The sequence below is a fragment of the Acinetobacter sp. 797_lipA genome (assembly GCF_058243025.1).
On record NZ_JBZAYQ010000001.1, the window covers coordinates 734837 to 748663 of the forward strand.

At 43.6% G+C, this 13827-nt stretch carries 10 protein-coding genes and 1 pseudogene; 6 read left to right on the plus strand and 5 right to left on the minus strand.

Annotated features, from left to right (window positions below):
- Positions 1-185: 185 nt before the first annotated feature.
- Genes AC4CU2_RS03575 through AC4CU2_RS03600 form a run of 6 tightly spaced genes read left to right on the plus strand, consistent with a single transcriptional unit; the run spans position 186 to position 9686 of the window.
- Entirely contained in the window at positions 186-1976 is a 1791-nt protein-coding gene (locus tag AC4CU2_RS03575) for an ABC transporter substrate-binding protein (protein ID WP_490769203.1), read from the plus strand.
- Between the two features lie 17 nt (positions 1977-1993).
- Complete coding sequence (locus tag AC4CU2_RS03580) at positions 1994-3802, plus strand: ABC transporter substrate-binding protein (protein ID WP_490768273.1); 1809 nt, start codon at positions 1994-1996, stop codon at positions 3800-3802.
- Between the two features lie 24 nt (positions 3803-3826).
- Positions 3827-5842: a M3 family metallopeptidase gene (locus AC4CU2_RS03585; RefSeq protein WP_490768274.1), complete on the plus strand. Its 2016-nt coding sequence runs from the start codon at positions 3827-3829 to the stop codon at positions 5840-5842.
- Positions 5843-5853: 11 nt separating this feature from the next.
- Positions 5854-6792, plus strand: coding sequence for an ABC transporter permease (locus tag AC4CU2_RS03590; RefSeq protein WP_114392736.1), 939 nt, complete (start codon positions 5854-5856; stop codon positions 6790-6792).
- A 7-nt stretch (positions 6793-6799) separates the two neighbouring features.
- Positions 6800-7945, plus strand: a complete 1146-nt coding sequence (locus tag AC4CU2_RS03595; protein ID WP_490768275.1) for an ABC transporter permease — start codon at positions 6800-6802, stop codon at positions 7943-7945.
- 10 nt (positions 7946-7955) lie between these two features.
- Positions 7956-9686 carry an ABC transporter ATP-binding protein gene (locus tag AC4CU2_RS03600; protein WP_490768276.1) on the plus strand — a complete coding sequence of 577 codons (1731 nt, stop codon included), beginning with the start codon at positions 7956-7958 and terminating at the stop codon, positions 9684-9686.
- 417 nt (positions 9687-10103) lie between these two features.
- On the opposite strand, the pseudogene rluB reads toward AC4CU2_RS03600, so the two are convergent.
- The 5 genes and pseudogenes from rluB to AC4CU2_RS03625 all read right to left on the minus strand — a co-directional run.
- Positions 10104-10994 (minus strand): annotated as a pseudogene (gene rluB, locus AC4CU2_RS03605) (23S rRNA pseudouridine(2605) synthase RluB); the annotation flags it as partial.
- Positions 10995-11035: 41 nt separating this feature from the next.
- Positions 11036-11623, minus strand: a complete 588-nt coding sequence (gene scpB / locus AC4CU2_RS03610; RefSeq protein ID WP_010327370.1) for an SMC-Scp complex subunit ScpB — start codon at positions 11621-11623, stop codon at positions 11036-11038.
- On the minus strand, positions 11623-12417 hold the full coding sequence (locus AC4CU2_RS03615) for a segregation and condensation protein A (protein ID WP_279677629.1): 795 nt from the start codon (positions 12415-12417) through the stop codon (positions 11623-11625). Before AC4CU2_RS03615 ends, scpB begins: the two co-directional genes overlap by 1 nt.
- A 449-nt stretch (positions 12418-12866) precedes the next feature.
- The gene (locus AC4CU2_RS03620) at positions 12867-13133 is read right to left on the minus strand and encodes a hypothetical protein (protein WP_490768277.1); all 267 of its coding nucleotides are present in this window, start codon (positions 13131-13133) and stop codon (positions 12867-12869) included.
- Positions 13134-13187: 54 nt separating this feature from the next.
- Positions 13188-13805: an L-threonylcarbamoyladenylate synthase gene (locus AC4CU2_RS03625; RefSeq protein ID WP_004695345.1), complete on the minus strand. Its 618-nt coding sequence runs from the start codon at positions 13803-13805 to the stop codon at positions 13188-13190.
- Positions 13806-13827 lie beyond the last annotated feature (22 nt).

Below are 13827 nucleotides of genomic sequence, written 5' to 3' on the forward strand. Positions count from 1 at the left end.
ATGATATTCGCTTTGTTGCTGAGGTGAATATTTGCCCATGACCGTTTTTTAAATTTTGATAATTAAAATTTAATTTATAAAACATGGGTTTATGTTTTAAGTCTTTGTCAGTGTTGTCTGAAAAATAAAACACTGACATTGAACATGGATGGCATGAGATCACCTTGCTTAAAAAAAAGATGTGTATAGGTATGAACTTGAATTCAAAAAAACTGAAGCTTGCTGCTTTATCCCTTGCGATGGGTTTTGGCTTTTCTGCCTATGCAAAGTCGCCTGCAGATCCAAACAAAGTATTAAATATCGCTTATGAAGCGCCTGATGATGGTTTTGATACGGTTAAAACCTATAATTTTTATAGTGGCAGTATTGCCCAAGCCATTTTTGAACCGCTTTTAAAATACGATTATTTGGCACGCCCCGCTCAATTGGTTCCAAACACAGCAGTGTCGATGCCAAAAATAGAACAAGAGGGCAAAGTCTATACCTTTAAAATTCAGCCCAATATTTATTTTAGCGATGACACTGCCTTCAAAGGCAAGTCGCGAGAGTTGGTGGCGCAGGATTATATTTATTCCATGATGCGGATTATGGATCCGAAAAACCGCTCACCGACCTATTCATTTATTGAGGGCAAAATTGTCGGTGGCGATGCTGCTGTTGCTCAAGCCAAGAAAACAGGCCAGTTTAATTATGATGCCGCGATTCCGGGTTTAAAAGCCCTCGATAAATACACACTACAAATCACATTAACTCGTCCTGACTATAATTTCCCGTATATCTTAGCTTATGCCACATTTAGCGGAACAGCGCGGGAAGTGGTGGAGTTTTATGGGGACCGAATCGCGCAGCATCCAGTGGGGACAGGGCCTTATCAACTGAGCAAATATGTACCGCGGAGTCGTATTGAACTGGTGGCCAACCCGAAATATCGTGGTTTTACATGGAACTTTAAATCTACAGGTTCAAGTTGGGATAATCGTCTGGTCAAAGAAATGCAAGGCAAAAAAATGCCGCAAATTGGCAAAGTCAGCGTCAGTATTATTGAAGAAGAACAGTCTCGCTGGCTCGCGTTCAAATCGGGACAACTCGACTTTGACAAACTGACTTCCAATGCGGTACCACAGGCTTTAAATGGTAATCAACTCAAACCTGAACTGGTCAAGCAGGGTATTCAACATTTCCCCAATCAAGACGCTGAAATCACCTATACCATGTTTAATATGCAAGATCCTACAGTGGGCGGTTTTGGGCTTGAAAAAGTTGCATTAAGACGTGCGATTAGTCTGGCTTATAACCAAGCAGAAGCCATTAAACAACTGTATAAAGGACAGGCGGTGAAGTCGGAGATGTTGGTGCCTGAGGGGGTACAAGGCTTTAATCCGAATTATCGGAGTAGCGTGGCCTATAACCCTCTCTTGGCGAATAAATTACTGGATCGTTTCGGTTATAAAAAGGGGGGAGATGGTTACCGTCGGCTACCGAATGGTCAGCCTCTAACGCTTAAGTTTATGACTGAAAACAGTTCCAGTTCCGTGATTCAGTCTGAACTGTGGAAGAAAAATTTAGATGCGATTGGTCTGCGTGCCGACTTTGTGGTGAGTAACTTTGCTGACAATTTAAAAGCAGCGATGCAATGTAAATACATGATTTGGGGCGGGGCTTGGATTGCAGACTATCCTGAAGGGGAAAACTTTGCCCAGCTGCTGTATGGGCCCAATTCGGCTCAGGGCAATCTCAGTTGCTATCAGTCCAAAGCCTATGATGCACTTTATACACAAGCAATGGCACTCCCACCGCCTCAGCGTTTGCCATTTTATGAAAAACTCAGTCGTCAAATTGAGGCCGATAACCCATGGATTATTCATAACAGTCGTGTTCGAAATTGGTTGTTACATCCACAAGTTCAGGGTTTTAAAGCACATCCGATGATGAATACCAATTGGCAGTATTTGGATATTCAGCCCATAAAAAAATAATTGAGATGTAGAACATAATGAGAGATCTAAATCAGAAATTGAAACGATGGGGTTTGGGAATTTTGGCAGGCAGCATTCTGCTGAGTAGTTCAGTTTCCAGTTTTGCGCAAAGCCCTGCCGACCCGAAAAAAGTTTTACGTTATGTTTTTCCTGTGGCTGAAACAGGCTTTGACCCTGCGGGCGTGCATGACTTGTACTCGGCCCATGTCAATGGTTCGATTTTTGAAACGTTGTTTACCTACGATTATTTGGCCTCACCTGCGAAATTGGTGCCACGAACAGCTGAGGCTTTACCCGAGGTGAGTGCGGATGGATTGACCTACACCATTCGTTTGCAAAAGGGGATTTATTTTGCTGTTGACCCAGTGTTTAAAGGTAAAAAGCGTGAGCTGACCTCGGCTGATTATGTGTATACCTTTAAGCGTTTACTGGATCCGAGTTTGCGTTCACCCAACAGTTGGCTGCTCGATGGGCGAATCTTAGGGATGGAGGCTTTGCTGAAACAGGCGCAGAAAACGGGGAAATTTAATTACGACCAATCTGTCGCTGGTTTGCAAACACCAGATCGTTATACCTTGGTCATTCGCCTGACCAGCCCAGATCAGAACTTTCCAATGTTGCTTGCGCATCAGCCTGCAGGTGCAGTTGCACGGGAAGTCATCGAAAAATATCGTGACAAAGCGGGTTTTGTGATGGGGCATCCAATAGGCACTGGGCCATATATGCTCAGTCGTTGGACGCCGGGTTCGCGGATTATTTTAAAGGCCAATCCTGATTTCCGAAGTTTTGTTTGGAACTTTAAAGCCAGTACGCCTGAGGACCAAAAGATCGTCAAAGCCATGCAAGGCAAAAAAATGCCGCAAATTGGCGAGATTGATATTCAGGTGATGGAAGAAGGACAATCACGCTGGTTGTCCTTTATTAAAGATGAAGTCGATCTATTTGCTTTGGATGGTGAGTTGACGGTTCAAGCCTTGCAAGATGGAAAACTAAAACCGGAACTGATCAAGAAAGGCGTACAGCTGTCACGGATCACCGATCCTTCGATTGACTATCATTATTGGAATATGCAAAACCCAATAGTCGGCGGCTTAAGTAAAGATAAAATTGCCCTGCGCCGTGCCATGGCGATGGCATTTTCAGCCGATAACTACATCAATATTTTACAAAAAGGCGATTCGCAAAAACTGCAAGCACCGATTCCAAGTGGTGTGGTGGGCTACGACCCCAATTATCGAAGCAGTATTCCTTACTCAGTCAAAGCGGCAAATTTATTGTTAGATCGTTATCACTATAAATTAGCTGCGGATGGTTGGCGTACTCAGCCGAATGGGAAACCTTTGGTGATTGAGATGACGCTTTCGGGCAATAATTTACGCAGTCAACAACAGGCCGAGTTTTGGAAGAAAACTTTAGACAGTATCAAAATCAGAATGACCACCAAGTCGATGCCTTTTGCTGAGGCTTTGAAATTAGAAAAACAATGTAAAACCATGTTTAAAGCATCAGCATGGATTGCAGACTACCCAGATGCAGATAACTTTATGCAGCTGTTTTATGGCAAAAACATCAAGATCACCAACAATGGCTGCGCCAAAATTCCTGAATATGACCGCCTATATGAACAAGCTCAGAAGATGACCCCGAGTCCAGAGCGCGATGCAATCTACGCCAAAATGTCACGCCTGCTGGAAGTGTATATGCCTGTACAGGTAATTGGCGCGCGTTATCGCAATATCTTGGCGCAACCGCGGGTAATTGGTTTTAAAAAGCATCCCATACTGCCCGCAGAGTGGATGTATATCGATATTGATTTGAAGAAATAGAAATTAAACAAAACTGGAGTCATGATGAAAAAGCAACATTTTAAATTCACTGCATTGTGCATGTTGGGCCTAGGGATGAGTCAGATGGCTTTGGCGGAAACAGCACAGCGCCAAACATTACCCAGCTTTCAAGCTAAAGACATCCCTGCAATGTGTAATGCCAAAATTGCGGATGTGAAAAAGCAACTTAAAACGTTTGAAAATAAGCCCCTTAAAAACGAAACGGCAGCAGCGCCTGTATTGGCTGAATGGGATCGTATTTTTGCATCATTTGAAGATTTTTATGGCCCGATTGCTCTGTATAGCAATGTTGACCCTGATGAAGCACTGCGTAAAGCGGCTGAAGACTGTGAAATTAAAATTAGCCAATTCCAAACTGATGTTTATCAGAATCCAAAGCTATATCAACAAATTAAGAAAATAAAAATTGCTGATCCAATTGAAGCCAAGTTCCGTGAAGATATTTTGGAGGGTTTTGAAAAAACAGGGATACAGCTTTCAGCAGATAAACAAGCACGCTTAAAAGCGATTTTTGATGAACTGGCAAAAATTGAACAAGAGTATGCGCGTAATGTCCGTGATAATCCTGAAAAACTCGAATTTAGCCCTGATGAGCTAAAAGGCCTGCCACAAAGTTATATCGATGGCTTAAAGAGAAGTGACAAGGGTAATTATCTACTCGGCTTTGAGTATCCAGATTATCGTCCTTTTATGGAGTTGGCAGATAACGATGATGCACGTAAGCGTTATCAAATTGCATTTACCCGACGTGGTGGCGAGAAAAATCTGGCGCTGTTGAAGCAAGCCATGGACTTACGTTATGAGTTAGCACAACTGTTTGGCAAGTCCAGTTATGCGGAGTGGGTACTACAAAGTCGGATGGCGAAAACCCCTGAAACCGTGAATAAATTCTTGGCAGAGGTACATGCTACCGTGGCGCCCCTAGAGAAAAAGGAAGTTCAAACTCTACGTGAGTTTAAAGCGCAAAGTTTAAATATTCCTGTTGAGCAAGCCAGTATTGAGCGTTGGAGCGAAGCATATTGGAGTGAAAAATTACGCAAAGCCAAGTATCAGGTCGACCAAGAACAGCTACGTCAATACTTCCCAACGCAAGCCTCTCAAGACTGGCTATTTGCCATTTCTGAAAACCTGTATGGCATCAAGTTTAAGCCTGCCAAAGTCGAGGTTTGGCAAGATGAAGTGGAATATTATGATGTGACCGATGCCAAAACAGGGCAACTGCTCGGCGGCTTATATATGGATAAATTTCCACGTAAAGGTAAATATGGACATGCTGCTGTGTGGGGTGTTTATGGCGGCAGTAGCCTAACTGGACGTAAACCGATTTCAGCACTGGTGACTAACTTTAACCGCAATGGTTTAAATAGCGATGAACTTGAAACCTTTGTACATGAGTTTGGTCATGCGCTGCATGGCATTTTATCTAACACACGTTTTTCATCTCAGTCAGGAACTTCAGTTGAGCGGGACTTTGTCGAAGCACCGTCACAAATGTATGAAGAATGGGCGCGACGCAAAGAGACTTTGTCAAAGGTGGCAGACTACTGTAAACCTGACTGCCCACGCGTGGATGATGCGCTGATTGCCAAACTCAATGCCGTGCATAGCTATGGACGCGGTTTACATTATGCACGTCAGACGTTGTATGCACAGTATGACATGGCGCTACATGGTAGTGATGCACGAGAGGTTCAGCCCTTAAAGGTTTGGGAAAAAATGGAAGGCGAAACGGCCTTGGGTTATGTTCCAACCACCGAGTTTCCGGGGCAGTTTGGTCACATCATGGGCGGTTATCAAGTCGGTTATTACGGCTATATGTGGTCAGAAGTGATGGCGTTGGACATGCTCTCAGCCTTTGGTGATAACTTAAATAATCCTGAAGTGGGACAACACTATCGTCAAACGATTTTGTCCCAAGGTGGTCAAAAACCTGCCAAAGCATTGGTCAAAGACTTTTTGGGTCGTGAACCTGATAACAAAGCCTTTTTCGATGAAATTACCGGTCAACGGGTGAAATAAGGGGCATTTTTATGCTGGCATATATTATTCGTCGAATTTGGCAAATGATCCCGACCATGCTTGGAGTGGTGCTGCTGATTTTCTTCTTGTTTAACTGGGTTGGTGGTGATCCTGCTTATATTTTGGCAGGGAAAATGTCGAACCCTGAACAGATTGAAAATATCCGACAGCAGCTTGGGGTCGATCAGCCCTATTATGTGCAACTGTGGATTTTCATTAAGCAGATTCTGACTTTTGATTATGGGCTGAGTTGGAGTACAGGGGAGTCAGTATCGCAAATCATCACGACACGACTCGGACCCTCGCTGACTTTGCTCATTCCGCTGACGATCTTACAAACCATTATTTCTATTATTTTGGCTTTGGCGGTGGCAGCGGTGCGTGGCAGTTTAACGGATCGTATGGTGATGATGCTGTGTACGATTGGCATGTCGATCAGTATCTTGGTGTATATCATTGTTTTTCAGTATGTCTTTGCCTATCAGCTGAGCTGGTTTCCAGTACAAGGCTGGAGCGATAGCTTTAGTGAGAACCTGTTTAAATATGCTTTATTGCCCATTCTGATCATGTTAGTGGTCAGTATTGCCCCGACTTTACGGTTGTATCGTAGTTTTGTTTTGGATGAAGTCAATCAAGACTATGTTCGTACTGCACGTGCCAAAGGGATTGGTGAACGGCGCATTTTAGGCGTGCATGTGCTACGTAATGCCTCAATCCCGATTATTACAGACGTGATGGCAAGTTTACCTGCTTTGTTGATTGGTGCATTTTTGATTGAGCGTTTCTTTGGTATCCCGGGCATTGGTCGTGAAGTAATTATTGCGGTAGAGCGTAGTGATTTTCCCGTAATTAAAGCCATTACCGTGTACGTTGCCCTCGCAACGATGTTTTTCAACTTGATTGCCGATTTGATTTATAAATGGGTCGATCCACGTGTACAGTTGAAGTAGGTGAATTATGCTCAGTGTTCTTACTAAAAGAAAACCAGATACTGCTGAACCTACAACAGCGTCTACAGGACTATGGCAACTCGCCATGCGCCGCTTAAAACGCGATCGAATCGCCATGTTTTCTCTCCTAATCGTACTTTTTTATTTGGTGCTGTTAATTTTGTCATCTACAGGATTGATTGTAAAAGACTGGAATAAAGAAGTCGCGGTGAGTTATGCACCACCTACGTTTATCGGTGCAGCAGCGATACCGACTAGGCAAAGTGAAGCACAAAAAGTCGAAGCGGCTGTGCCTGAAAACCCTGTTGATCCTTTAAAAGATGTCATTCGTGAGCTCAATGCAGAAATTGCTGCTGAACAGGGTGTGGGTGGTGCAATTGATTATTATGGGGTTGTTGATCCTTTAGCCGAAGATATGAAAGCGATTGACCAAGCGCTGGATGGTCATTTACTAGATCAACAAGCGGAACTCAAGCAAAGCCTGATTTTAGGTGCCGACAAATGGGGACAAAGTGTTTTACTGAAAACCATTAAAGGTGCAGAAACATCAATTATTGTTGGCTTAGTCGCAGCTTTTCTTGCTGTGGTGATTGGTACCGTTCTAGGTGCAATTTCGGGCTACTTTGGTGGCTGGGTCGATGATGTCTTGAACTGGTTTTATAACATTTTCACTTCGATTCCTTATTTGCTCTTGGTTTTAGCGATTGCTGCGGTACTGCAACAAAAAGGCGTTTTATCGATTGTTTTGATTTTGGGTTTAACAGGATGGACAGGGGTATATCGTTTAATTCGTGCCGAATATATGAAGCATACATCGCGGGAATATGTGCTGGCGGCAAAGGCAATTGGAGTGAGTCATAGTCGACGTATTTTTGTGCATATATTTCCGAATGTCAGCCATATTGCACTGGTTCAAATGTCAATTCTAGTGGTGGCTTTTATTAAGTCAGAAGTAATTTTGAGCTTCCTTGGTTTTGGTGTTCCTGTCGGTGTGGTGTCATGGGGCAGCATGTTGAATGAAGCGCAAAGTGAGTTGATTTTAGGTAAGTGGTGGCAGTTAGCGGCCGCTTCTGTGGCGATGGCGGTATTGGTTACTGCATTTTCAATGTTTACCGATGCATTGCGAGATGCATTAGACCCGAAACTGAAATAGGAGCATGAGAATGTCTGAACTCAATCATATGACAGCGCCAGCCTTACTTCAGGTGGAAAACTTGCGTGTCAGCTTTAGAAATGAAGAAAAGCAGTACATTGAAACGGTCAAAGGCATCAGTTTTAGTATTCCAGTGAATACCACTGTGGCATTGGTTGGGGAGTCCGGGAGTGGGAAGTCGGTCACATCGCTAGCGACCATGGGGCTGTTACCTACTGAAAGTAGTCAAATTGCTTTGGACAGTAAAATTCTGTTTGAGGGGAAAAACCTACTCGACTTACCTCGCCGTGAAATGCGGAAAAAGTGCGGCAAAGATATTGCCATGATTTTTCAGGAACCGATGTCATCCTTAAATCCTGTGTTTACGGTGGGTTCACAAATTGCAGAAATTTTGCAGTTACATTTGGGCATGAGTCGTAAGCAGGCGCGTGCACGTGCTTTGGAACTATTGATAGAAGTTGGAATTCCATCTCCTGAAACCAAGATCGATGCATATCCGGGGCAATTGTCGGGTGGGCAGCAGCAGCGCGTCATGATTGCTATGGCAATTGCGTGTAAACCCAAACTATTGATTGCCGATGAACCGACGACAGCGCTGGATGTCACCATTCAAAAGCAAATTTTAAATTTGCTGGAGTCGTTGCGGAAGAAGCATCAAATGTCGATGCTGTTTATTACCCATGATTTGGCTTTGGTCGGGGAAATTGCAGATCAGGTGATCGTGATGCGGCATGGTCAAATTCGTGAACAAGGCAGGGTTAAAGATGTGCTTGAACGTCCTCAAGATGTCTATACCAAAGCATTGTTACACTGCCGTCCACAATTGTCCAAACGTCCCATGCGTTTGCCCATGATCAGTGATTTCATGCAGCAAAAGGATGATGACTATATTGAAACGCATACCATCGATGTCGAGTCACTTCAACAAAGATCTCGCGGCTTAACTGGCCAAGAAGAGATCATTTTAGATGTGCGTGACCTTAAAAAGTCATTTTATAGTCGTAAAGGATTATTTGGCAAAGAGGAGTTTCAAGCGGTCAAAGGCGTGAGTTTTCAACTGGCAAAAGGCAAGACTTTGGGCTTGGTGGGTGAGTCTGGTTCGGGGAAAACCACGATTGGGTTGTTACTCATGCGGTTACAGGAGGCAACAGGTGGTAAAGCTTTGTTTCAAGGACGCGATTTGCTGTCGATGACAGAAAAAGAGTTTGCTCAGTATCAACGCAAGATTCAAATTATTTTCCAAAATCCCTATGCATCACTGAATCCACGCTTTACTGTTGGGCAGATTTTGATGGAACCGATGCAGGTGCATAGGATCGGCGCGAATGATGTTGAACGTAAACAGATGGCTTTGGACTTGTTAGAACGCGTGAGCTTACCTGCACAGGCTTTTTATCGTTATCCACATGAGTTTTCAGGCGGACAGCGTCAACGTATTGCGATTGCGCGCTGCCTAACTTTAAAACCTGAAATTTTGATTTGTGATGAGTCTGTTTCAGCGTTGGATGTTTCGGTACAAGCCCAAGTACTGAATTTGCTGCAAGATTTACAGGATGAATTTGGACTGAGTTATATCTTTATTTCACATGATTTATCAGTGGTGAAATATATTTCAGATCAAATCATGGTGATGAACCATGGTGATTTGGTGGAAATAGCCAATTCAGATGATTTGTACCAGTCTCCACAGCATGAATATACCAAACGCTTACTTAGTGCTATTCCGCAAAGTGTGGCATGAATGGGCTGCTGTTGGCGGGGGAATAAAAACGCTTAATAAGTTGGGCGTTTTTTTATGAGGAGCTTGCGGTTTTTTCTGATCTAGAACAGAAAGAGGGCTTATTGTGCAGTGTAAACACATATAAAAAGAGCCACTCGGAAGTGGCTCAAATTTTGACTTTAAAAATTAAAACTTCTTAAAGCCTTTATTTCCAAAAGGTTTACGTGGCGCATTTTCATCACGCGTGTCGCGTTGACCATAGGTGCCTTTGTTGCCAAAGTTCTCTGGACGGCTGTCACGTTGTGCATAGCCTGAGTTTTGGCGTGGTTCACGTTGTGCAGATCCAGTGTTGCCTTGACGTTGTTCACGTTGACCATAGCCTGTTTGAGCATTGTCTTGACGACGCTGGCTATGACCATTTGGATTTTCACGGCGTTCACGGTTGAAGGCTGGCTTCGCTTGTTGTTGGCCTTCATCTTCATTGTCACGGCGCTGTTGACGTAAGAAACCACCACGACGTGCAGCCATTGGTTTTTCTTGCATACGTTCAGTACGACGTTTTGCCATGCCGTACAAACCTGTGCCTTGGCGTGGCTTTAGCTCAACCGCTTTGGTTAAGTTGTCGATGTCGTTTTTGTCCAACTCCATCCAACGACCCGTACGTAATTCACGTGGTAAAATAACCGTGCCATAACGTGTACGGAGTAGACGGCTGACTTTTAAACCTTGCGATTCAAAAATACGGCGTACTTCGCGGTTACGACCTTCTTTTACCACCACTTGGAACCAACGGTTAATCCCTTCACCGCCAATTTCAGAGAATGATTCGAACTTAGCAGGGCCATCATCCAACACCACGCCTTTGAGCATGTTGTTTTTAATTTGCGGCGTCACTTCACCCATAACACGTACAGCATACTCACGTTCAACTTCATTTGATGGGTGCATCAAGCGATTCGCGAGTTCGCCATCATTCGTGAACAACAGTAGACCTGTTGAGTTAATATCCAGACGACCCACCATCACCCAGCGATCATTCGCGATTGCAGGTAATTGATCAAATACCGTTGGACGTGACTCAGGGTCATTGCGTGAACAAATTTCGCCCTCTGGTTTATAGTAAATCAGAACACGACGACGAATTTCATCTTCAATTTGGAACGATACTTTACGACCATCGATGCGAAGCTCATCACCTGGTTCAATACGTTCGCCTACTTGGGCAACTTGGCCGTTGACACTCACACGACCAGCGGCAATGACTTCTTCCATATAACGGCGAGAACCCAAACCAACTCGTGCGAGTACCTTTTGCAACTTTTCACTCATGACAGCATAACCTTAGAAATTATCATCAACAGTTCACCTATTTACGACTTCGGTGCATTCGCATCGAGCGCCATAAAAGCTTCCTTGGCATCCTGCAGGGGAGGCAACTGACCTAAAGAATTTAGGCCAAATGCATTTAAAAATTGGGGCGTCGTAACTAACAACGCAGGTCTTCCTGGGAGTTCACGAAAACCAGATTCTTTAATCCAGTTCCAATCAAATAACGTTCGTAACAGTTGACTGTTATTTGAGACTCCTCGAATTTGTTCTATATCTGCTCGAGTGACGGGTTGATGATAGGCAACCACGGCCAACATTTCGAGTAGCGATGGCGAGAGACGAGTTGGTCGCTCTGGCCACGTTTGTGCAACAATTTGACGGTATTTTGCTCGAACTTGAAAACGAAAACCTTGAGCAGTTTCAATCAGTTCAATCGAACGACCATGCTGTAGCATGGCAAGTTGTTGTAAAAACTGGCGTAAATCTTGTTTGCTATATTGATTTTGGAACGATTCTTTCAATCGTGCAAGTGAAACAGGTGCATCACTGGCAAAAATAATCGCTTCTAACTGCATCAGTACTTCATGCAAGTTATCTTCGTTCGTTACAGGAGCGGTTTGTTCTAACATTATTTTTTGACTCCTTGTATCGAAAGCGGTGCTTCAACACCTGAACTTACAATTTGAATACGTTGCTGACGGGTTAACTCTAAAATGGCCATAAACGTCACGACCATGCCCATCCGACCTTGAATGGGACGCAGCAAAGATTCAAAAATTAAAACTTCACCTGAAGCGACTTTGCTTTCAATAAAAGCCATGCGCTCTTCAAGTAAAACAGGTTCTTGTGCAATTTGGTGGGTAATCGGCTCAGGTCGGTTAAACACGCAGAACAGTGCATCACGCAGCTGTTGCACATCATGACCGTCATTATTGTCTAGAGTTTGGCCTAAGCTGACATTGGTTGAGAAGGTGTCTCGCTCTAATATAGGCATTTGCCCCAAGCGTTCAGCCGCTTGTTTAATACGGAGATAAGTTTCTAAACGGTCAATCAGCTCTTGTTTTGGGTCTTTTTCAATTTGGATTGCATTGGGTGCTTTGGGCAACAGCAAACGTGACTTTAAATCAGCCAATAGCGCGGCCATCACCATATAGTCTGCTGTCAGCTCAATGTTCAGCGACTTCATGGCATCCATATAAGACAGGTATTGCGCTGCAATAGGGGCAATATCTAACTGTAATAAGTCGAAGCCGTTTTTTTGAATCAGGTAAATCAGAAAGTCGAGTGGTCCTTCAAAATGCTCTAAAAGAATTTCAAATGCAGCTGGAGGAATATATAAATCCTCGGGGATGGAGTCATGCCACTCATCCATAACACGGATTTGTGGAAGATCTTCCATGGCATTATGGACGGATTGATTCATTACAGTTATTGGCCACGCGAATTTTCAAAGGCATGATTATGTTTTTTCGAATCAGTACTTAGGAGAAAAAGTAGAGGTGATTTAAAAAATACATAATTTTAATAGGGCTTAGTGTAAAACAAATTGCGGTGTGAATACATGATTTCACCGACCAAATAACAAAAAAAGCTGTAAATAAATAGAGAGTATTTATTTGTGTGATGCTTTTTATCTGCTGATGTCGTGGCTAAATTTGCAGAAATGGGTTGGGTTTAAGAGAACATGATGTACTTAGGACCTAGTCCTGTGGTTTGAAAAATAATCGATTTGCTGCAGATAGGTAGATGGGTGATACAGATTTATTGAGATTAGAGTAGTGATGGACAACGCTTTAATTTTATAAATGGTTTGAAAGAGTGAAGAGAGTAGATGAAGCTCAAGTTAATGTCAGTTGACGCCAAAGAAAAGATTTACTCAGGTGCTTGTAGAGCAAATTCAATGATGCGCTGACAGCTGTATTGTAGGCAGAGATTTTTGGCTTCAAGATATTTGAAGTATTGCTGGATGGTCGCGATCGGGAGGAAATAACTGTACCGATCCTCTCCCTGGATAATACAGTTCATTGAAGTCTGGTTTTGCACCAAGGTCTCGGACTCAAGCGTCCAAGGACGCTGCACATATAAACTATGTTGCTCGGGAAATTGATTCAGATTGAGCAAAACCGTAAACAGGGTCATGTTGATCTATTGAGAATGTGAGATTCAGTTTCCCTAGCGAATAAATGCAGCGCATCACTCAAATGCGCTGACATCGCCAAGCCCACGGCGAATCACTTCAGGGTGATCACCTGATAAATCGACAATACTGGTGGTGCTTAATGTGCCCAGCCCGCTGTCGATAAACACATCAATTCGTTTTGATAGTTGCATTTCTATATCATAGGGATCATCCAGCGGTTCTTCCTGATTCGGCAGGATTAAAGTACTGGTTAGTAGTGGTTCACCCAACTCTTTGAGTAACATTTGGCACACAGGGTTACTTGGAATACGTAAACCAATGGTTTTTTTCTTCGGATGCATCAAGCGTTTTGGAACTTCACTGGTTGCAGGCAAAATGAAGGTGGTCACGGCTGGTGTATTGTTTTTCAGTAAACGATACATAGCATTGTCCACTTTGGCATAAGTGGCAATATCGGACAGATCTGCACAAATGATGGCATATTGATGTTTGGCCCCAAGGCCGCGAATTTGAGCAATCCGCTCCATGGCATTTTTATTCCCAATCTGGCAGCCAATGGCATAAGCGGCATCGGTCGGGTATACCACCACATCGCCTGCACGAATCCGTTCTACTGCTTGGCTGATGGAGCGTGCTTGAGGGTTATCAGGATGGACTCTTAAATGAAGCATCGTTTTTATCTCCTGATGGTTT

Coding starts and splice junctions, on each gene's coding strand:
- AC4CU2_RS03615 (WP_279677629.1), bottom strand. CDS start 12,417: ATGAATCAATCCGTCCATAATGCCATGGAAGATCTTCCACAAATCCGT.
- AC4CU2_RS03625 (WP_004695345.1), bottom strand. CDS start 13,805: ATGCTTCATTTAAGAGTCCATCCTGATAACCCTCAAGCACGCTCCATC.
- AC4CU2_RS03600 (WP_490768276.1), top strand. CDS start 7,956: ATGTCTGAACTCAATCATATGACAGCGCCAGCCTTACTTCAGGTGGAA.
- AC4CU2_RS03590 (WP_114392736.1), top strand. CDS start 5,854: ATGCTGGCATATATTATTCGTCGAATTTGGCAAATGATCCCGACCATG.
- AC4CU2_RS03620 (WP_490768277.1), bottom strand. CDS start 13,133: ATGACCCTGTTTACGGTTTTGCTCAATCTGAATCAATTTCCCGAGCAA.
- AC4CU2_RS03595 (WP_490768275.1), top strand. CDS start 6,800: ATGCTCAGTGTTCTTACTAAAAGAAAACCAGATACTGCTGAACCTACA.
- scpB (WP_010327370.1), bottom strand. CDS start 11,623: ATGTTAGAACAAACCGCTCCTGTAACGAACGAAGATAACTTGCATGAA.
- AC4CU2_RS03580 (WP_490768273.1), top strand. CDS start 1,994: ATGAGAGATCTAAATCAGAAATTGAAACGATGGGGTTTGGGAATTTTG.
- AC4CU2_RS03585 (WP_490768274.1), top strand. CDS start 3,827: ATGAAAAAGCAACATTTTAAATTCACTGCATTGTGCATGTTGGGCCTA.